The sequence below is a fragment of the Bradyrhizobium genosp. P genome, from assembly GCF_049949265.1.
Classification (GTDB): Bacteria; Pseudomonadota; Alphaproteobacteria; order Rhizobiales; family Xanthobacteraceae; genus Bradyrhizobium.
On record NZ_CP188195.1, the window covers coordinates 9566434 to 9585174 of the forward strand.

Below are 18741 nucleotides of genomic sequence, written 5' to 3' on the forward strand. Positions count from 1 at the left end.
GTCAAGCCATTTTCGTGTACAGCTTTTTTCCCATAGACCCGGCACGTTTTCGGGTTGGTCACGCCGAACAAGCGTGCCAAATTACCGCGTAAGGCAGGTTAACTGCCTTGGCTGGCGAGGTCTTTTCGCCGGCCCTTATGCCACGGGGAGGAAAGGGCGTTATGCCGCAGTCGAGTCCATCGCCAACACCGCAGATCAAGTCGCGCGTCGGAGCCATCCTGCGCGCCACCAGCGGCAATTTCCTCGAGCAATTCGACTTCTTCCTGTTCGGTTTCTATGCGCAGGCCATTGCCAGGGCCTTCTTCCCCGCCGAGAACGAGACTGCGGCGCTGCTCAACGCGTTCGGCGTGTTCTGGCTCGGCGCCATGATGCGCCCGGTCGGCGCGATCGTGCTCGGCGCCTATATCGACCGCATCGGCCGCCGCCAGGGCCTGATCGTGACGCTCGCCATCATGGCGATCGGCACCGTGGTGATCGCCATCTGCCCGAGCTATTCGACCATCGGCGTTGCCGCCCCAATCATCGTGCTGATCGCCCGCCTGCTGCAGGGCTTCTCGGCCGGCGTCGAGCTCGGCGGCGTTTCGGTCTACCTCTCGGAGATCGCCACGCCCGGCAATCGCGGCTTCTACACCTCATTCCAATCGGCGAGCCAGCAGGTCGCGATTTTCGTCGCCTCGATCCTTGGCTTTATCCTGAGCGAAAGCATGCCGGCGGCCACGGTCGCGGCCTGGGGCTGGCGCATTCCGTTCTTCGTCGGTTGCCTGATCATTCCGGTGATCTTCTTCCTCCGTCGCACGCTGGAGGAAACCCCGGCGTTCCTGGCGATGAAGAAGCACCCGACGGCGAATGAGGTGTTTGCCTCGGCGCTGGCGAACTGGCGCATCGTCGTTCTGGGCATGATGATCGCAGTGCTGACCACCACGACGTTCTATTTCGTCACCGTCTATACGCCGACCTTCGGCAAGACCGTGCTGAAACTGTCGACGCAGGATGCGCTGCTGGTCACCCTGCTGGTTGCAGTGACCAACTTCATCTGGAATCCGGTCGGCGGCGCGGTCTCCGACCGGGTCGGCCGCAAGCCGGTGCTGCTGTCGATCGCGTGTCTGTCGCTGGTGACGGCCTATCCGGCCCTGCACTGGCTCGTCAGCGATCCGACCTTCGGCAAGATGCTGGCGGTCGAGATGATGTTCTCGTTCTATTTCGGCGTCTACAGCGGTGCCATGCTCGGCAGTCTGGTCGAGATTGTCCCGGCACATGTTCGCACCACCTGCTTCTCGCTGGCCTTCGCGCTGGCGGCCGGGTTGTTCGGCACGTTCACGCCATTCGCCTCGACCTGGCTGATCCAGCACACCGGCGACAAGGCCTCGCCCGGTTACTGGCTGATGTGCGCCGCGGTACTCGGCATCGTCGCCACGCTCACGGTCTATCGTGGCGGCCAGACCATCGAACAGCGCGAGACGGTCGCCGCCTGATGAGTCAACACATGGTTGGGCAGGCCACTCGCCCGCCCAACCATGTTGCTTTCCATGCCGACAACGATAACAAGTGCGCATGGTTGATCTGACGCGCAGGTTTGACGTGCTGGTGATCGGCGGCGGCAACGCCGCCCTTTGCGCCGCGATCAGCGCGAGGCGTGCCGGCGCTTCCGTACTGGTGCTGGAGGGCGCGCCAAAGTTCTACCGCGGCGGCAACACCCGCCACACGCGCAACATGCGTTGCGCCCATGACGCCGCGACCGAGATCCTCACCGGCCCCTACACCGAGGAAGAGTTCTGGAAGGACTTGCTGCTGGTGACCGGCGGCCAGACCGATGAGGAACTGGCCCGCTTCATGATCCACGAGTCGAAGGATATCCTGAACTGGATCGTCGAGCAGGGCGTGCGCTGGCAGCCTTCGCTCGGCGGCACGCTGAGCCTCGGCCGCACCAACTCGTTCTTTCTCGGCGGCGGCCGCGCGATGTTGAACGCGCTGTACCGCACGGCTGAGGAACTCGGTGTCGACATCCTTTACGATGCCGAGGTGATCGATCTCAAGATCGAGGACGGCATGTTCCTCTCGGCTCAGCTGAAGCAGCCGGTCAACGGCAAGACCGAGGTACGCGCCTCGACGCTGGTCGCGGCCGCCGGCGGCTTCGAGGCCAACATCGAATGGCTGAAGCAATATTGGGGCGAGGCGGCCGACAATTTCCTGATCCGCGGCACGCCCTATAACCGCGGCGCGATCCTGAAGATGCTGCTGGCCAGGGGCGTGCAGGAGATCGGCGACCCCACGCAGTGCCACGCCGTCGCGATCGACGCGCGGGCGCCGAAATTCGACGGCGGCATCATCACGCGCCACGATTCGGTGGTGTTCGGCATCGTCGTCAACAAGCACGCCGAGCGCTTCTATGACGAGGGCGAGGACATCTGGCCGAAGCGCTATGCGATCTGGGGCCGCCTGGTCGCGGCGCAACCCGACCAGATCGCCTACATCATCTTCGATTCGACGGTCGTGACCAGCTTCATGCCGACGCTGTTTCCGCCGATCGCGGGCGCGACCATCGCCGAACTCGCCGGCAAGCTCGAGCTCGATCCGGCGGCGCTGGAGAAGACCATCACCGAATTCAACGCTGCAGTGCTATCAGGCACGTTCGACCACACCATCCTCGACGATTGCCGCACCGAAGGCCTCACGCCGCCGAAGACGCACTGGGCGCGGAAGATCGATACGCCGCCCTACCTCGCCTATCCGGTGCGGCCCGGCATCACCTTCACCTATCTCGGCACCCGCGTGAACAAGCAGTCGCGGATGCTGATGAAGGACGGCAAGCCGTCCGCCAACATGTTCGCCGCCGGCGAGATCATGGCCGGCAATGTGCTCGGCAAGGGTTACGCCGCCGGCATGGGCATGACCATCGGTAGCGTGTTCGGCCGCGTCGCCGGGCGGGAAGCGGCGAAGAATGCGCGGAACTGAGCGCCACTCGAAGGAGGAGCCATGTCACGCCTTGCGATCGTCTCCGCCGCGGCTGTCTTGATGGCATCGGCCGCCACTCACGCCGCCGAACCAATCGCGCTGCGTGACATGGGCTCGTTCCATGTCGGCGGGCGGCTGGTCGAAATCTCGGGCAAGCCGGTCAAGGACGTCACCTTCACGCCCGGCGGCGTGCCGGCGAAGGTCGACCCGAATGGCACCTACCAAGTCGAGCAGATGTACGTGCAGTACTTCCTCCCCGCGAACGAGAAAGGCGCCTATCCGCTGTTGTTGTGGCACGGCGGCGGACTGACCGGCGTCACCTACGAGACGACGCCGGACGGCCGCGAGGGCTGGCTGAACTATTTTCTGCGCAAGGGCTGGGACGTCTATAATTCGGATGCAGTCGAGCGCGGCCGCGCCGGTTGGGCACAATACCCCGATATCTTCAAGGGCGAGCCGGTGTTTCTCACTACCTCCAACCCCTTCGAGCGGTTTCGCATCGGCGACGGCCCGGGCTCCTACGATCCCGATCCGGCAAAACGGAAGCTGATGCCGGGCAGCCAGTTCCCGAACGAAGGCTACGAGAACTTCGTCAAGCAGAACGTACCGCGCTGGACGACGACCGATGATGCGACGATCGCGGCCTATATCGCGGAGATCGACCGCGTCGGTCCCTGCATCATCCTGTTTCATAGCCAGGCCGGCACGTTCGGCTTCAAGGTCGCACAGGCGCGTCCCGACAAGGTGAAGGCGCTGATCGCGATCGAGCCGGCCGGTGTCGGCGATTCCGCCAAGGTCGACAGCTTGAAGAACATCCCGACGCTGATGGTCTATGGCGATTATATCGAACGCGATTCGCGCTGGCCGAAAATCCGCGCCACCGGCGTGGCCTTTGCCGATGCCATCAGGGCCGCCGGCGGCAGCGTCGATGTCGTCGACCTGCCGACGGTCGGCATCAAGGGCAATTCGCACATGATGATGATGGACAAGAACAATGCCGAGGTCGCCGGCCTGATCCAGACATGGCTGGAAGGCAAAGGGCTGACGAAGAAATAGCGGGACGTATAAAGCGATGCACGGGACCAAAATCTTGCAGGAGGCCGACCGTCTGATGACGGTGTGCAACTCCTGTCGTTATTGCGAGGGCCTGTGCGCGGTGTTTCCCGCGATGGAGATGCGGCGCGCCTTCTCCGACGGCGACCTCAACTATCTCGCCAATCTCTGCCATTCATGCGGCGCCTGCTACACCGACTGCCAGTTCTCGCCGCCGCACGAATTCAACGTCAACGTCCCGAAGACGCTGGCGATCGCACGCGGCGAATCCTATGCAACCTATGCCTGGCCACGCGCCTTCGCAGGCGCCTTCGCGCGGAACGGTCTCGTCATCAGCCTGATCGCCGCGCTTAGCGTCGCCGCCTTCATCTTCGGCTTTGCCGCGCTCAATGACCGCAGCGTGCTCTATGGTATCCATACCGGTCCCGGCGCGTTCTACAAGTTGATGCCGCACAATGCGATGGCGGTGTTGTTCGGCCTTGCGCTGCTCTACGCCATCCTCGCGCTGGCGATGGGGGTGCGCGCGTTCTGGCGCGACATCGGCGAGCCCGTCGGCATGAAGACGGATGCCAAATCGCTGCTGCAGGCAATGCGCGATGCCGGCGAGTTGCGCTACCTCGACGGCGGCGGCGTCGGCTGCTTCAACGAGGACGATCACCCGACCGATCGCCGCAAGCTGTATCACCATTTCACCTTCTATGGCTTTGCCCTGTGCTTCGCCGCGACCTGCGTCGGCACGCTGTATCACTACCTGCTCGCGCGCGAGGCGCCCTATGCGTGGTGGGACCTGCCGGTGCTGCTCGGCACACTCGGCGGCATCGGTCTCGTGGTCGGGCCCATCGGCCTCCTGACTGAAAAATGGAAGCGCGACCGCGTGCTGGTCGACGAGCAGCAGATGGGCATGGACACCGCGTTCATCGCGATGCTGTTCCTGACCAGCATCACCGGCCTGGCGCTCTTGCTCTGGCGCGATACCGGCGCGATGGGCCCGCTGCTGGCGCTGCATCTCGGCGTCGTGTTCGCGCTGTTCATCACCATGCCCTACGGCAAGTTCGTGCACGGCATCTACCGCTACGTCGCGCTGGTCCGCTACGCGCGCGAGCGGCAGCTGATGGGGCACGGGAAAGCGGAGTAGATTTCCGTTGTCATTCCGGGGCACGCGAAGCGTGAACCCGGAATCTCGAGATTCCGGGTTCGATGCTGCGCATCGCCCCGGAATGACGTGGTCCTACAACTCCACCACGACATAATCGCTCTCCACCGCGACCTTGATGGTCTCGGCGATATACGGGCCCTTCACCAGATTGGTGCCCGGCTCGACATTGACCGGATAGGCCCGCACGCGGAAACGGCGGGGGTCACAATAGGATTGGCCGGTGCGGATGTCGAATTCCCAGCCGTGCCAGGGACAGCGGATGATCTCGCCGAGTTTTGTATACTCGATCTCGCCCGGATCGGATGATGAGGCCAGGCCGATCAACGGACCCTCGCACAGCGCCGCGCCCTGATGCGGGCAGCGGTTCAACAGGCCGAAGAACTCGCCCTTGACGTTGAAGACCGCGATCGGCCGGCCCTCGATCTCGAGGAATTTTCGCGACCCCGGCGGCAGTTCATCCACCGGGGCGATCACATGACGCGCCATCTATGTAATGCCGTACAGCTTCTTCGCATTGTCGAGATAGAACGCCTGCTTGTTGGCGTCGCTGACGCCGGCCGGCAGCACGCGCGACGGCTCGTCGAAATCCCAATGCGGGTAGTCGGTCGCGAACAGCAGTTTGTCCCAGCCGATCCATTCGATGAGTTGGAACAGGTGGTCGCGGTTCTCCGGATCCTCCATCGGCTGCGTGGTCCACCAGATGTGATCGCGAATATAGTCCGACGGCTTGCGCTTCAGATGCGGTACCTCGGCATGCAGCCGCGCGAACACCTTGTCGAGCCGCCAGGCCAATGATGGCGCCCAGCCGAAGCCGGCCTCGACCATGACCATCTTCAATTTCGGGAAGCGTTCGAACACGCCTTCGAGCACCAGGCTCGCCAGCGCGGTCTGCTGGCACTGCGAATGGCCGACCATCTCCTCGATGTAATAGCTCGGCCAGCCGGACGCGGTAATCGGGTTGCCGCCGAAGCCGAAGGCGTGCACGCCGATCGGAAGGCCGGCCTCCTGGGCCGCTTCATAGATCGGCCAGTAGCGGCGCTGGCCGAGGGGTTCGACATTGCGGCTGAGCAGCAGCACCTGGACGAAATTCGGATCGCCGGCGCGCTTGCGGATTTCAGCCGCGGCCGACACGCCGTCCTCATTGGCAACGACCACCGAGCCCTTCAGCCGTGAATCGTTGGCTGTCCATTTCTCGATCTGCCAGTCGTTGACCGCCGAGCAGATCGCCGCTGCCAGATCCTGGTTGCGAATGCCCTGCCCGGTGTTGAGCGGATTGAGCACGCCGAGCGCGACCTTGTTCGGATCGAGAAGCTGCTTCTGCATGAAGGACAGCGACGAGCCTTGCGGCCCGCCTTCCGGCGGATAGGCATCGCGGCGCGAAGCATTCGGCTGCGCCTTCGGATAGGGAGGGCCTCCCATCATGCCCTGATAGGGATGGACGCCGAAGGTCTCGAGATGCGCGTGCCAGCGCTTGGCGAGGAACGGATACAATTCGTCGTTGGTCGCGCGCGCCGGATGGATGTCGCAATCGGCGAACGCGGTCTTGATGCCAGAGGACGATGCGGTCTGCGGACGCTCGCGAATCTGAATATTCATGGCGTCGTCTCCTTAACCCTGAGGCGCGAATAGGTCGCATGTGGATTGTCGATCATGATCTTGCGGACCAGATCCTCCGACAACCCCCTGGGCAGCACCTCGTCGCCGTCGAACTGCCAATGCGGATAGTCGGATGAGAATAGGATCAATTCATCCGACTGCATATGGTCGAAAAGCCGGTTCAGCGTGTCTCCGTCCGGCGGCGCGTCGACCGGCTGCAGCGAGAAGCGGATATTGCTGCGCACAATCTCCAGCGGCGCGCGATCGACCCACGGCGTTTCCATGCGCACGCCGCGCCAGAACTTGTGCAGCCGCCACAGGAACGGCGGCAGCCAGGTGAAGCCTGACTCCAGCATCACCATTTTCAAGGCGGGATGGCGCGCGAACACGCCCTCGACGATCAGGCTGGTGAGCTGGGTCTGGAACGCCTGCGCCTGCGCGACATAGTCCTCGATGTGGTAGGAGCCCCAGCCGACCGAGGTCGGCGGATTGTGATAGGCGCTGCCGGCATGGATGCCGATCGGCAGACCGAGACGCTCGGCCACGGCATAGATCGGCCAGTAATGGCGTTTGCCGAGCGGCATGTCGCCCATGACCAGCATCAGCACCTGGACGAAGCGCTTGTCTTGCGCACAACGCTCGATCTCGGCGACGGATTTCTCGATGCTCTGCACCGGGATCACGATCGAGCCGCGCAGGCGATCGTCCTTGTCGAGCCATTCCTTGACCAGCCAGTCGTTCAGCGCGCGACAGAACGCGTTGGCCATGTCCTCTGAAAACACCATCTGCACGCCGTAGAGCGGATTGCAGATGCCGTAGGCCGCCCCGAACTTGTCGAGCGCCTGGCGCTGCAGGTCGGCGAGGTCGGAGCCCGGCTTGCCCTGGGCGGGCCGCCAGTCCGGCCGCGATGAGATCGGCGAATTGAGCGGATAGGATTGCGAGATCAGATCCGTCATGCCGCGCGTCGTGACCTGGTCGCGCCAGTAATCGTTCATGTACGGCAGCAGGCTGGTCAGGTGAGGCACGGCGGGATGCAGATCGCAATCCACGCCGCCGGCGATCGGCGACGTCATGGTGTTTCCTCTCGCGGGCTACGGCAGTCGCGCCGCCAACTGATTGAACGGCATTCAAGCAGGCCCGCCGACGGTCGGCAACTCGGCAGAAGCCAATGTGGTGTGCTAGGACAGCAGGACACCCCGGAGAAATTTCATGGCAAGCAACAGGGAAGGCCGCCGATGAACGAGTTGGTATCCATCGCCGAGCAGATCGCCGCAAGACTGATCGCGCGCAAGCAGACCATCGCGGTCGCGGAATCCTCGACCGGCGGCTTGATCTCCGCATCGCTGCTGGCGGTGCCGGGTGCATCGGCCTATTTCCTCGGCGGCGGCGTGATCTACACGCGCGACGCGCGGCGCGTGCTGATGGATATTCCTGACGACGCGATGCGGGGCATCCGCTCGGCGTCCGAGCCCTACGCGCAACTGCTCGCGCGCCAGATCCGCGAGCGCCTCTCGACCGACTGGGGATTGTCGGAAACCGGCGCGACCGGCCCGACCGGCAACCGCTACGGCGACGCCGCAGGCCACAGCTGCATGGCGGTGGCCGGACCGCGGCAACAGGTGATCACGCTGGAGACCGGCAGCGGTGACCGGCAGGCAAACATGCACGCTTTCGCGAAGGCGGCGCTGGAGTTGCTGCTGCAGAATTTGTCGGGGTAATTTCAACTTTGTAGCCCGGATGAAGCCAACGGGCGCGCATTCGCGCGACCCGTTGGCTTCATCCGGGTTACAAGAATCAGCGCGCGTCTCACTTCTCGCGAAATGAGCGCATGAACTGGTCGCTGAGCGGCTTCATCAGGTAGGACAGCAAGGTGCGGTCGCCGGTCTGGACGAAGGCTTCCACCGGCATGCCTGGAATCACCTTGACGTCGCCGAGGCGCTTGATCTCCGCGGGCGGCATCGAGACGCGGATGGTGTAAGAGGCCTGCCCGGTGCGCTGATCGGTGGTGGTGTCGGCGGAAACGCGGGTGACGACCCCATTCAATTCCGGCGTAGTGCGCTGGTTGAAGGCGGAAAGCCGCAGCAGCGTCTTCTGGCCGATCTGCAGCTTGTCGATATCCTGCGGATTGACCTTGGCTTCGACCGAAAGCGCGTCGCCCTGCGGCACGATCATCATGATGGCGTCGCCGGCGGTGATGACGCCGCCGACGGTGTGCACCGTCGATTGCAGCACCATGCCGTCCTGCGGTGCGCGGATATCGACGCGGCGGAGCTGGTCTTCGGCGGTGACCTTGCGCTCGACGAATTCGCCGATCTTGTCGTTGGTCTCACGCAGATCCTTGGAGACCTCCGCCAGCATATCCTTGTCGACCTGGATGATCTGGAGCTCGGTCTCGGTGATCTTGCCCTTGGCTTGGGCGCGCTGAGCGATATATTGCGCGCGCTCGCCGGCAAGCCGCGCCGAGTCGCGCTCCAGCGTGGTCAGGCGGGTGAGCTGCACCAGATGCTGGTCGTAGAGCTGACGGACACCGACCAGCTCCTGCTGCACAAGCTCGATTTCCTTGTCCTTGGATGTTTCCTGCGCCACCAGGCCGGCGATTTCCTCGTTGAGCTGCGTGACACGCTCGCGGAGCTGCGCCTTCTGGCCAACGCGGCCGTTGACGCGAACCTCGAACAGCTTGGTTTCGCTTGCCATGATGTCGCGAACGTCGGGATCGCTGGCCTGATCGGTCAGTTGCGGCGAAAAGACGATCTTGTCGAGGCCCTGCTGCTCGGCCTCCAGCCGGGCGGCGCGCGCGTAGAGACCGTTCAGGGTCTTGACCACGATCGCCAAGCTCGCCTTCACGACCGTCTCGTCGAGGCGCACGACGATGTCGCCGGCCTTGACCAGATCGCCATCATGCACCCGCACCTCGCCGACGACGCCTCCGGTCGGATGCTGCACCTTCTTGACGTTGGAATCGACCACCACCGAGCCCGGCGCGATCAGCGCGCCTGAGATCGGTACCGTCGAGGCCCAGCCGCCGACCCCGCCGCCGAGAACCAGGACCACGGCCAGGCCGACGATCAGATGCTTCCTGATCGAGTAATGTGCGTTGCGCGGCCGATCGGTCACGACTTGGCCACTCCCGCATCGGCGACGATCTTGATCGGTGTGGGCGGCGCGACGCGCTGCAGCACCTGCCCAAGCACGACCTCCTTCGGGCCAAAGGTCTGCATGCGGCCGTCCTTCAGCACCAGCAGCTGATCGACGCCCTCGATGCCGATCGGCCGGTGCGCGACCACGATGACAACGGCGCCGCGCTCGCGGGCGGCGCGCACCGCGCGGGTCAGCGCCTCGTCGCCTTCGCTGTCGAGATTGGAGTTCGGCTCGTCCAGCACGATCAGGAACGGATTGCCGTAGAGCGCGCGCGCCAACGCGACGCGCTGCGCCTGGCCGGCGGAAAGCGCGGTGCCCTGCTCGCCGACCTGGGTGTCGTAGCCCTCGCGCATCTTGATGATCATCTCGTGCACGCCGGCTTCCTTGGCCGCGGCGATGATACCGTCGGACTTGGCCTCGGGATCGAACCGGGAGATGTTCTGCGCGACCGTGCCGCCGAACAGCTCGACGTCCTGCGGCAGGTAGCCGACATGGCGGCCGAGCACGTCCGACGACCATTGGTCGAGCGCGGCGCCGTCGAGCCGCACCTTGCCACGCGCGGGCGTCCAGACGCCGACCAGCGCGCGGATCAGCGAAGACTTGCCGGAACCGCTCGGGCCGATCACGCCGACGCCGGTGCCGGCTTCGACCGCAAAGGTGATGTCCTGCACGATGATACGCTGGTCGCCCGGCGCGACCATGGTCACGCCTTCGACCGATAGTTTCTTCGTCGGCGCCTGCAGCTGGGTCTGCGCCGCAGGTGCGGGAACCTGCTGCAGCAGACGGCTGAGGCGCTGCCAGCTCTGGCGCGCGGCGACAAAGCCCTTCCAGTGCGCGATCGCGAGATCGACCGGCGCCAACGCCCGCGCGCTCAGGATCGAACCGGCGATGATGATGCCGCCGGTGGCCTCCTGGTGGATCACCAGATACGCACCGACCGCGAGCACCGAGGACTGCAACATCATGCGCAGCACCTTGGCGATCGCGCCGAGGCCGCCGGAAACGTCACTGGCACGCTGATTGCCGGCCAGATAATCCTCATTGGCCCCGTTCCAGCGCTTGTTCATCCGCCCGGCCATGCCCATCGCGACGAGCACCTCGGCATTGCGGCGGCTGGTGGCGGCGAGATCGTTGCGCCGCGCCGCGAGCGTCATCGCTTCCTTGGCCGGTGTGCGCGACATGTATTCGGTGATCAGCGTCAGCGTCACCAGAATGACGGCACCGATCAGCGCGGTGAGACCAAGCAGCCAGTGGAACGCAAAGCAGATCGCCATGTAGAACGGCAGCCAGGGCAGGTCGAAGAACGCACCGGGCCCCATACTGCCGAGGAACGAGCGCACATTGTCGAGGTCACGCAGCGGTTGCAGGCCCTCGCTGCGATTGCCGACTATCAGCGGCAGGCGCACGACGGTGTCGAACACCCGCGCGTTCAACGCTTCGTCAAGCGAAGTTCCAACGCGGCCGAGGATCCGTCCGCGCAGCAGATCGAGTACGCCCTGGGCCATGTAGAGGCCGCCGGCGATGATGGCGAGGCCAATCAGGGTCGGGACACTACGGCTCGGCAGCACCCGGTCGTACACCTCGAGCATGAACATTGAACCCGTCAGGTACAACAGGTTGATCATGCAACTCATGAGACCGACGCCGATAAAGGCACTGCGGCATGCGTGCAGCGCCTCACCCAGTTCGGAACGCCGGACAGCGGGAAGGACTGCCATAAAACCTAGTCTCTGCAAAAGGGCTACGTGATGGTCACGTTTCTACCGACGTTTGTGACCATCGTCTATTTAAGTCGCGTTAAGCCCGGATGTGGTTCGCCACTGTATTGCCGTGATGCCACAGAGAGTTGAAGGAATCGTGGCTGGTTTGCCGCCGAACCGGGCCGTTAAGCGGGCACTCGTCTCAAAAAGGGCACGAGAATGACTGACATTGAGACCCGCCCGATCTCGCCGTAGACATCAAGCAACACGCCGCTGCCGACGCCAAGACCGGCCTCCGGACGCCAGCCTGTCTCGGCCCGGACGCCAACCCACGCGCCGCGCGGCGGCCTGAGCAGCTGGACCGTCAGGTTCGGATTGGGGTCCGCCACAACATTCTGGACGAGACGTCCGATGCCATGGGTTCCAGTCGGCGGGGCCCAGCACCCCCGCCAGGGGACCGGCGCCCGTCATCACGCTGTGATGCATCCGGAACCAGGCGGCATCGCCGCCGGCACGGGCCTCCATCGCATCCATGAACCAGCTGCGGCCATGGCTGCCGTTCTTCACCAGCACCGTGCTGCTGCCGGCGCTGCCAGAGTTCAAACGGCGCCTTCCGCAACTGACGCTGCGGATCGAAGCCACCCATCAATATGCCGACTTCAACGCCTCTCGCGTCGACATCGCGATCCGCCACGGGCGCGAGCATTCGGCCGGGTTGAAGGTCGAGCCGCTGGTCCGGGTCAGGGGGCTGCCGGTCTGTGCACCGGCGCGGGTCAAGGCGGGGCTACGGGCCCCTGCGGATCTGTCGCGCGAGGTGCTGATCCACGTCACGACGCAACCGCTGATGTGGCCGGTCTGGCTGAAGGACGCCGGACTGCAGCATATGGCTCCGCCGGATATCTTTGGCTCGACAGCGTGCCGGCGATGCTCGAGGCGGCCGAGCACGGGCTCGGCGTCGCGCTTGGCATGGTTCCGCTGATCAAGGCCCGGCGGGGCTTTGGCAGGAGGTTGGTCGCACCGTTTGCGATCGAGGCCGCGCATGCCGAGACGATCTACCTGATATCCCGCACCGAACAGGCGCAGGACCGGCGGATAGCCGCGATGCGGCGCTGGATCGCAAACGCAGTCGCCCGCGCTGGCTGATTATCGCCGGACCAGCCGGACGATGAGCAGCAGAATGATCGCGCCGATCGCGGAATAGATGATCTCGGACACCAGGCCGCTGCCGAGATGGAAGCCGAGCCGCGGGAAGATCAGCGTGGAAATGAACGCGCCGGCAATACCGACGACGATGTCGCCGACGATGCCGAGACCGGCACCACGCACGACCTTGCTGGCCAGCCAGCCGGCCACGAGGCCGACAAACAGAATGACGATGATGCCTTCACCCGACAGATACATGGACGTCCCCCCGAATTCCCGAGCGCCGCGATTGGACGAGCGCTGTGTTGGAACCTAACGGTAATTCGGGAGGGTGACGACAAAAATCTCAGGCCGCGGAAGTCGCAGCGACTGCGGGCACAGCCATGATGCAGCGCGCAACGTGGCCAGGATCGACCTGCACGTTGGGCGGCAAGCTCTCGCTGCAGCGCGGCTGAGTAAAGCCACAGCGCGGTGCGAAGGAGCAACTGGCCGGCGCGTGATCGAGCGAGGGCGGCGTGCCCGGAATGGTTTCCAGCCGCTGGCCGCGTTTGGCACCATGAATGGTGGAGGCCAGCAGCCCCTTCGCGTAGGGATGCGTAGGCGTGCGCACGATGTCGCGCAAGGTACCCTGCTCCACGATCTGGCCGGCATACATCACCGCGACGCGGTCGCAGATCTCGATGGCAACGCCGATGTCGTGGGTCACGAAGATCACGGACATGCCGAATTCGCGCTGCAACTCGCGCAGCAGCAGCAGGATCTGGATCTGCACCGTGGCGTCGAGAGCCGTGGTCGGTTCGTCCGCGAGCAGTATCTTCGGCTTGCAGGCGAGCGCCAGCGCGATCATCGCGCGCTGCCGCATGCCACCCGACATTTCGTGCGGATAGGACTCCAGTCGTTGCTTGGCGGAGGGAATCCGTACGACTTCGAGCATCTCGAGCGCGCGCGCCACGGCTTCGCGCTCGCTCTTGCCCTCGTGGCGCATCACGGATTCCGCGATCTGGCGGCCGATCGTGTAGACGGGATCGAGCGCGAGCGCCGGCTCCTGGAAGATCATCGAGACGGTCTGGCCGCGGAAGGCGGACAGCGCCTCGTCATCCATCGCCAGCACGTCCCGTCCCAGCACTGTGACGCTGCCGGAGATCTGCGTCCGCTTCTTCGGCAACAGCCGCATCAGCGCCCGCAGCGTCACGCTCTTGCCGGAGCCGGATTCGCCGAGCAGCCCCAACACCTCGCCTTCGCCGAGCGACAGGCTGAGATCGTTCACGGCATGGACCGTGCGATCGCCGGTGAAGCGGATGTTGAGGTTGTTGATCTCGACGAGGTTGGTCATGCGAGTGTCGGCACCTGCGCGTGGAAGTCGGTCGCGCGCTGGAAGGCAGCGCCGATCCGCAGCAGCACGGCCTCCTCGAAGGAGCGGCCGATCAGCTGCATGCCGACCGGCAACCCCGCCTTGGTAAAGCCCGACGGGATCGAGAGCGACGGCAGACCGAGATAGTTGACCGGACGGGTGAACCGCGTCAGGCGCTGGATCACCGCTTCCGCACCTTGACCGTTGCCGACGTCGCTTTCGGCGATGGTCGGTGCCGGAATCGGCCCTACGGGTGCGATGACCGCATCGACGCCGCTGACGGCGGCATTGTGGGCAGCGAGCGCAGGCCCGCGCCAGCGCATCGCCTCGAGATACGTGACGGCCGGAATCGTGAGGCCATTCTGCAGCCGCATCAGCACCTGCGCGCCGTAATCCTGCGGCCGCTCGATCATCCAGCGCTTGTGAAAGGCGGCCGACTCGGCCGCAAGCACCAGCTGCGAGGCTGAGCTGAGCTGCCGCTGATCCGGCAGTTCGACTTTGACGATTTCGGCGCCTTCCTTCTTCAGGGTTGCGACCGTCTCGTCGAGGACGCGCGCCACCTCGGGATCGAGATCGTCGACATAGAATGCTGTGGGCACGCCGATCTTGAGACCCTTCAGCGATTGCTTTGTCGCGGCCATATAGTCCGGCACCGGTTGCGCCGAGGCCGTGAGATCTTCCGTATCCGCACCGGCCAGCAGGCCGAGCAGCAGCGCGCAATCCTCGGCGGTCTGCGCCAGCGGACCGACCGTGTCGAGCGATTGCGACAGCGGCATTGCGCCGGCACGGCTGACGCGCCCGACCGTCGTCTTGAGGCCGGTGACGCCGCAGAAATGCGCGGGCATCCGGATCGAGCCGCCGGTATCGGAGCCGAGCGCCGCAAAGGTCAGGCGCGCGGCCACCGCCGAGCCCGAGCCCGACGACGAGCCGCCGGTGATGTGATCGACATTCCAGGGATTATGCACCGCGCCGTAATGCACATTGTGACCGGTCGGGCCATAGGCGAATTCGACCATCTGCAGCGATCCGAGCCGGATCGAACCGGCGTCCTTGAGCCGCTGCAGCGCGGTCGCGGTCGTCTTCGGCACGAAGTCGCGACGGATCAGCGAACCGCAGGTCACGACCTTGCCCGCCTCGTAGTACATGTCCTTGTGCGCCATCGGTACTCCGTGCAGCACGCCGCGGCTGTTGCCCTTGGCGAGATCCTCATCGGCTGCATCCGCTGCGGCGAGCACCTGTTCGGATTCGATCGCCATATAGGCGTTGAGGCGCGGCTGCCATTGCGCGATTCGGTGCAACACCGCGCGCGTCACCTCGTGCGACGACAATTTCTTCTCTGCAATCGCCTTGGCGACTGCGGTGAGGGTCATCAGGGCAGGCTCAGTGCTCATTTCGACACCTTCTCGATCTTCTGCGCGATCTGCGCCAGCAGGAAGCTCGCGGGTTCAAGATCGAACGGCAGCGTGCCGCTGATTGGCGCGAAGCCATCGAACGCGGGCCCGATCGAATTGGCGATGCGGGTCGCAACCTCGTCATCGGCAGGCACATCGGCGACGTGCGCCACCACCTTGACGTCCTTGGGAGTGGGTCTGGTCATGCCGCGTTGTCTCCTCTTGCTTTTGCCGGCGCCTGGCTGTGCCCCGAGCCCGGAATGGCCATGTAGCACGCTGCCTGATGGCCCATTGTATCGATGTCGCTGAGTTTTGGCGTGTCGTTTGCGCAGAGCGGCTCCGCAAACGGGCAACGGGTGTGAAACCGGCAGCCCGACGGAGGATCGATCGGATTGGGCGGATCGCCCGAGATCGGCGGCACCTGGGTACGCCTGTCAGGATCGGACGATGGCATCGCCGCCAGCAATGCGCGCGTATAGGGATGCGCGGGCGCATCCCACACGGCGTCGACCGGACCGAGCTCGACGACTTCGCCGAGATACATAACCAGCACCCGATCGGAGATGTAGCGGACCACGTTGAGATCGTGGCTGATAAAGAGATAGGTCAGCCCGAACTCGCGCTTCAGATCGGCGAGCAGGTTGAGCACCTGCGCCTCGACCGACTTGTCGAGCGCGGACACTGCTTCATCGAGGATCACCAACCGCGGCGACAGCGCTAGCGCGCGGGCAATATTGACGCGCTGGCGCTGGCCGCCGGAAATCTCGTGCGGATAGCGGTTGGCAAAGGTTTCGGGCCGCAAGCCGACCTTGCCGAGCAGCTCTCGCGCCAGCGTGCGCGCCGCGCGATCGACCATGCCGTGAACCTTGGGCCCGAATGCGATCGACTCCTCGATTGTGAGGCGCGGGTTGAGCGAGGCGTAGCTGTCCTGGAACACCATCTGCATGCCACGGCGCAATTCGCGCAAGGAGAGCGACTGGCCGACCTGCATGCCATCATAGACGATGTCGCCGGCATCGCGCGCCATCAGATGCATCAACAGCCGCGCGGTGGTCGACTTCCCGCAGCCGGACTCGCCGACGATGCCGACGGTTTCACCCTTCATCACCGCGAACGAAACGTCGTCGACCGCGCGCACCGTCTTGCGCGGGCTGAACAGCCCGCCGCGCACCGGAAAATGCTTCGTGAGACCCGTGACCTGCAGCAACGGCTGCGCAACGCCGCCGACGTCTTCGATCGGCTCCAGCATATCCGCTGAGATATCGACCCCGGTCATCGCTCAGTTCCTGATGTCCATGGCGCTGCGCATGCCGTCGCTCAGCAGGTTGAAGCAAATCGAGACCGCGAAGATCATTGCACCCGGGAGCGCTGCGACCCACGGATTGACATAGATCGCGGTGCGCAGCGTATTGAGCATCAGGCCCCATTCCGGCTCCGGCGGTTTGGTCCCCAGACCGAGGAAGGAGAGACCGGCAGCGAGGATCATCGACACCGAAATCAGGCCGGTGGCGTAGACGAAGATCGGCCCGAGCACATTCCCGAGCATGTGCACGCGCATGATGGTGAAGGGACGGGCGCCGGAGGCGCGCGCCGCCTCGACGAAATCCATGTTGCGCACGCCCGTCGTGACGCTCTCGGCCACGCGGGTGATCTGCGGCACGAACACGACGGTCAGCGACACGATCGAGTTGACGATGCCGGCCCCCAACGCGCCCGAGATCGCGATCGCCAGCAGCACCGAGGGGAAGGCATAGAACACGTCGACCGTACGCATGATCGCGGTGTTGAGCTTTCCGCCGACATAGCCGGCGACAAGGCCGAGCGAGGTGCCGATCGTGAAGGCGAGGATCACCGGCAGGATGCCGATGACCAGCGACAGCCGCCCGCCGTAGATCAACCGTGCCAGCATGTCGCGGCCGAGCTCGTCGGTGCCGAGCGGATAGCCGGGTGTGCCGATGTGGCGGAGCCGGCGGATCATCGACCCCTGATAGGGATCAGCGAGGCCAAGCCACGGCGCAAGCAGCGCTGACGCAAAGATCAGCACCAGGATGATGGCGCAGGCCATGCTGACCTTGTCGCGCGCGATGCGGCGCCCGACGGTTGCCCAGTAGCCGCGTGCCTTCGTCACGGGCGCGGCCTGCAATGCGGCATCTGTCATCGTACTCATTACCTAGCTCCGCTTGATGCGCGGATCGATCGCGGCTTGCGCGATGTCGACCAGAAGATTAAGCAGGACGAAGAACAGCGCCAGCACCAGGATCGTGCCCTGCAATAGCGGCAGGTCGCGCTGGAAGATCGCCGAATTGAGCAACAGGCCCGAGCCGGGCCAGGAGAACACGGTCTCGATCAGGATCGAGCCGCCGAGCATGTAGCCAAGTTGCAGTCCCATCACCGCCAGCGCGGTCGGCGCGGCGTTCTTGATGACGTGACGGAACACCCCGGTCTCGCGCAGGCCCTTGGCGCGCAGGGCCTCGACGAAATCCTGGCTCAGGATATCGCCGGTCAGCGCCCGCACGGTGCGGGTGATGATGCCCATCGGGATCACCGACGTCGTGATCGCCGGCAGCACGAGATAACGCAGATGCTCCCAGTCCCATGCCCAGGCGCTGGAACCGCCAGGCCCGGCCCCGACCGCAGGCAGCCAGTTCAGCTGCACCGAGAAGATGATGACCAGCACCATGCCGAGCCAGTAATGCGGCAACGAGACACCGGCGATGGCGATGGAGGTCGCGACTTTGTCGACCCAGGTGTTGCGGAAATAGCCCGCGATCAGGCCGAACAACAGGCCGAGCGTGAAGCCGATGATCGCGGCTGCGATCGCCAGCGTCACGGTGTTGCCGACGGCGCGCATCACCTCCGACAGCACCGGACGGCCGGTTGCGATCGAATTGCCGAGATCGCCATGGATCGCGCGCCATAGCCACAGCCCGAACTGCACCGGCAGCGGGCGGTCGAATCCGTACGCCGAGCGCAACTGCCCGGCGAGCTCCTGCGAGGCATCCGCCGGCAGCACCGCGACCAGCGGATCGCCGGGCGTGATGTGCACCAGCAGGAAGCACACCAGCGCCACGCTGAGCACGATCGGAATGACGTAGACGATTCGTCTGGCGATATAGGCGAACACGAGTTACTCGCTTCTTCCCTTCTCCCCCTTGTGGGAGAAGGTGGCGCGCACGACGTGCGCGCCGGATGAGGGGTTCTGTCCGCGGAGATTGAATTTTCAGAAACGAGAGGTCCCATCCGCGGAGACAGACCCCTCAC

19 protein-coding genes are annotated in these 18741 nt (G+C 64.6%); 7 read left to right on the plus strand and 12 right to left on the minus strand.

Translation table 11 applies throughout. The features are described 5' to 3' along the window. The first annotated feature begins 161 nt into the window (after positions 1–161). The 4 genes from ACP2YO_RS46000 to tcuB all read left to right on the plus strand — a co-directional run bounded on the left by ACP2YO_RS46000 (position 162) and on the right by tcuB (position 5140). On the plus strand, positions 162–1472 hold the full coding sequence (locus tag ACP2YO_RS46000) for an MFS transporter (protein ID WP_426437737.1): 1311 nt from the start codon (positions 162–164) through the stop codon (positions 1470–1472). 79 nt (positions 1473–1551) lie between these two features. Beyond that, a complete protein-coding gene (gene tcuA, locus ACP2YO_RS46005; RefSeq protein WP_426437738.1) occupies positions 1552–2952 on the plus strand; it encodes an FAD-dependent tricarballylate dehydrogenase TcuA in 1401 nt (466 codons plus the stop codon). Positions 2953–2973: 21 nt separating this feature from the next. Further along, entirely contained in the window at positions 2974–4008 is a 1035-nt protein-coding gene (locus ACP2YO_RS46010; protein WP_426437739.1) for an esterase, read from the plus strand. A gap of 16 nt (positions 4009–4024) precedes the next feature. Next, positions 4025–5140 carry a tricarballylate utilization 4Fe-4S protein TcuB gene (gene tcuB / locus ACP2YO_RS46015; RefSeq protein ID WP_426437740.1) on the plus strand — a complete coding sequence of 372 codons (1116 nt, stop codon included), beginning with the start codon at positions 4025–4027 and terminating at the stop codon, positions 5138–5140. A 93-nt stretch (positions 5141–5233) separates the two neighbouring features. Here the strand turns inward: tcuB and ACP2YO_RS46020 are convergent, their stop codons facing one another. The 3 genes from ACP2YO_RS46020 to ACP2YO_RS46030 are packed head-to-tail and all read right to left on the minus strand — an operon-like array spanning position 5234 to position 7830. Next, positions 5234–5647, minus strand: a complete 414-nt coding sequence (locus ACP2YO_RS46020; protein WP_426437741.1) for a Rieske (2Fe-2S) protein — start codon at positions 5645–5647, stop codon at positions 5234–5236. Continuing rightward, positions 5648–6757: an amidohydrolase family protein gene (locus ACP2YO_RS46025; protein WP_426437742.1), complete on the minus strand. Its 1110-nt coding sequence runs from the start codon at positions 6755–6757 to the stop codon at positions 5648–5650. Beyond that, on the minus strand, positions 6754–7830 hold the full coding sequence (locus tag ACP2YO_RS46030; RefSeq protein ID WP_426437743.1) for an amidohydrolase family protein: 1077 nt from the start codon (positions 7828–7830) through the stop codon (positions 6754–6756). Before ACP2YO_RS46030 ends, ACP2YO_RS46025 begins: the two co-directional genes overlap by 4 nt. Before the next feature lie 162 nt (positions 7831–7992). Here ACP2YO_RS46030 and ACP2YO_RS46035 point away from each other — a divergent pair, with 162 nt between their 5' ends. Further along, positions 7993–8475, plus strand: coding sequence for a CinA family protein (locus ACP2YO_RS46035; RefSeq protein ID WP_426437744.1), 483 nt, complete (start codon positions 7993–7995; stop codon positions 8473–8475). An 88-nt stretch (positions 8476–8563) separates the two neighbouring features. Here ACP2YO_RS46035 and ACP2YO_RS46040 read toward each other — a convergent pair whose 3' ends face one another. Both ACP2YO_RS46040 and ACP2YO_RS46045 read right to left on the minus strand, forming a co-directional pair. After that, positions 8564–9871 (minus strand): HlyD family type I secretion periplasmic adaptor subunit, encoded by a 1308-nt coding sequence (locus tag ACP2YO_RS46040; protein ID WP_426437745.1) that lies wholly within the window; start codon positions 9869–9871, stop codon positions 8564–8566. Then, positions 9868–11613: a type I secretion system permease/ATPase gene (locus ACP2YO_RS46045; protein ID WP_426437746.1), complete on the minus strand. Its 1746-nt coding sequence runs from the start codon at positions 11611–11613 to the stop codon at positions 9868–9870. Before ACP2YO_RS46045 ends, ACP2YO_RS46040 begins: the two co-directional genes overlap by 4 nt. A 514-nt stretch (positions 11614–12127) precedes the next feature. On the opposite strand from ACP2YO_RS46045, the gene ACP2YO_RS46050 reads away from it, so the two are divergent. Continuing rightward, positions 12128–12574: a LysR substrate-binding domain-containing protein gene (locus ACP2YO_RS46050; RefSeq protein WP_426437747.1), complete on the plus strand. Its 447-nt coding sequence runs from the start codon at positions 12128–12130 to the stop codon at positions 12572–12574. Next, positions 12562–12738 (plus strand): hypothetical protein, encoded by a 177-nt coding sequence (locus ACP2YO_RS46055; RefSeq protein ID WP_426437748.1) that lies wholly within the window; start codon positions 12562–12564, stop codon positions 12736–12738. The genes ACP2YO_RS46050 and ACP2YO_RS46055 overlap by 13 nt, the downstream gene beginning before the upstream one ends. Here the strand turns inward: ACP2YO_RS46055 and ACP2YO_RS46060 are convergent, their stop codons facing one another. The 7 genes from ACP2YO_RS46060 to ACP2YO_RS46090 form a co-directional block, all read right to left on the minus strand. After that, positions 12739–12996: a GlsB/YeaQ/YmgE family stress response membrane protein gene (locus ACP2YO_RS46060; protein WP_426437749.1), complete on the minus strand. Its 258-nt coding sequence runs from the start codon at positions 12994–12996 to the stop codon at positions 12739–12741. It abuts the gene before it with no gap. An 88-nt stretch (positions 12997–13084) separates the two neighbouring features. Further along, positions 13085–14071, minus strand: a complete 987-nt coding sequence (locus ACP2YO_RS46065) for an ABC transporter ATP-binding protein (protein WP_426437750.1) — start codon at positions 14069–14071, stop codon at positions 13085–13087. Further along, positions 14068–15480: an amidase gene (locus ACP2YO_RS46070; RefSeq protein ID WP_426437751.1), complete on the minus strand. Its 1413-nt coding sequence runs from the start codon at positions 15478–15480 to the stop codon at positions 14068–14070. Before ACP2YO_RS46070 ends, ACP2YO_RS46065 begins: the two co-directional genes overlap by 4 nt. Further along, the gene (locus tag ACP2YO_RS46075) at positions 15477–15686 is read right to left on the minus strand and encodes a hypothetical protein (RefSeq protein WP_426437752.1); all 210 of its coding nucleotides are present in this window, start codon (positions 15684–15686) and stop codon (positions 15477–15479) included. Before ACP2YO_RS46075 ends, ACP2YO_RS46070 begins: the two co-directional genes overlap by 4 nt. Next, complete coding sequence (locus ACP2YO_RS46080; RefSeq protein ID WP_426437753.1) at positions 15683–16756, minus strand: ABC transporter ATP-binding protein; 1074 nt, start codon at positions 16754–16756, stop codon at positions 15683–15685. Before ACP2YO_RS46080 ends, ACP2YO_RS46075 begins: the two co-directional genes overlap by 4 nt. Before the next feature lie 3 nt (positions 16757–16759). Further along, positions 16760–17638 (minus strand): ABC transporter permease, encoded by an 879-nt coding sequence (locus tag ACP2YO_RS46085; RefSeq protein WP_426443482.1) that lies wholly within the window; start codon positions 17636–17638, stop codon positions 16760–16762. Positions 17639–17650: 12 nt separating this feature from the next. After that, a complete protein-coding gene (locus tag ACP2YO_RS46090; protein WP_426437754.1) occupies positions 17651–18604 on the minus strand; it encodes an ABC transporter permease in 954 nt (317 codons plus the stop codon). Positions 18605–18741 lie beyond the last annotated feature (137 nt).

Bases quoted from the DNA above. Each gene is read 5' to 3' on its own strand.
- ACP2YO_RS46065 (WP_426437750.1), bottom strand. From the start codon at position 14,071: ATGACCAACCTCGTCGAGATCAACAACCTCAACATCCGCTTCACCGGC.
- ACP2YO_RS46030 (WP_426437743.1), bottom strand. From the start codon at position 7,830: ATGACGTCGCCGATCGCCGGCGGCGTGGATTGCGATCTGCATCCCGCC.
- tcuB (WP_426437740.1), top strand. From the start codon at position 4,025: ATGCACGGGACCAAAATCTTGCAGGAGGCCGACCGTCTGATGACGGTG.
- ACP2YO_RS46060 (WP_426437749.1), bottom strand. From the start codon at position 12,996: ATGTATCTGTCGGGTGAAGGCATCATCGTCATTCTGTTTGTCGGCCTC.
- ACP2YO_RS46070 (WP_426437751.1), bottom strand. From the start codon at position 15,480: ATGAGCACTGAGCCTGCCCTGATGACCCTCACCGCAGTCGCCAAGGCG.
- ACP2YO_RS46055 (WP_426437748.1), top strand. From the start codon at position 12,562: ATGGTTCCGCTGATCAAGGCCCGGCGGGGCTTTGGCAGGAGGTTGGTC.
- ACP2YO_RS46025 (WP_426437742.1), bottom strand. From the start codon at position 6,757: ATGAATATTCAGATTCGCGAGCGTCCGCAGACCGCATCGTCCTCTGGC.
- ACP2YO_RS46000 (WP_426437737.1), top strand. From the start codon at position 162: ATGCCGCAGTCGAGTCCATCGCCAACACCGCAGATCAAGTCGCGCGTC.
- ACP2YO_RS46075 (WP_426437752.1), bottom strand. From the start codon at position 15,686: ATGACCAGACCCACTCCCAAGGACGTCAAGGTGGTGGCGCACGTCGCC.
- ACP2YO_RS46035 (WP_426437744.1), top strand. From the start codon at position 7,993: ATGAACGAGTTGGTATCCATCGCCGAGCAGATCGCCGCAAGACTGATC.
- ACP2YO_RS46045 (WP_426437746.1), bottom strand. From the start codon at position 11,613: ATGGCAGTCCTTCCCGCTGTCCGGCGTTCCGAACTGGGTGAGGCGCTG.
- tcuA (WP_426437738.1), top strand. From the start codon at position 1,552: ATGGTTGATCTGACGCGCAGGTTTGACGTGCTGGTGATCGGCGGCGGC.
- ACP2YO_RS46080 (WP_426437753.1), bottom strand. From the start codon at position 16,756: ATGACCGGGGTCGATATCTCAGCGGATATGCTGGAGCCGATCGAAGAC.
- ACP2YO_RS46050 (WP_426437747.1), top strand. From the start codon at position 12,128: ATGAACCAGCTGCGGCCATGGCTGCCGTTCTTCACCAGCACCGTGCTG.
- ACP2YO_RS46020 (WP_426437741.1), bottom strand. From the start codon at position 5,647: ATGGCGCGTCATGTGATCGCCCCGGTGGATGAACTGCCGCCGGGGTCG.
- ACP2YO_RS46085 (WP_426443482.1), bottom strand. From the start codon at position 17,638: ATGACAGATGCCGCATTGCAGGCCGCGCCCGTGACGAAGGCACGCGGC.
- ACP2YO_RS46010 (WP_426437739.1), top strand. From the start codon at position 2,974: ATGTCACGCCTTGCGATCGTCTCCGCCGCGGCTGTCTTGATGGCATCG.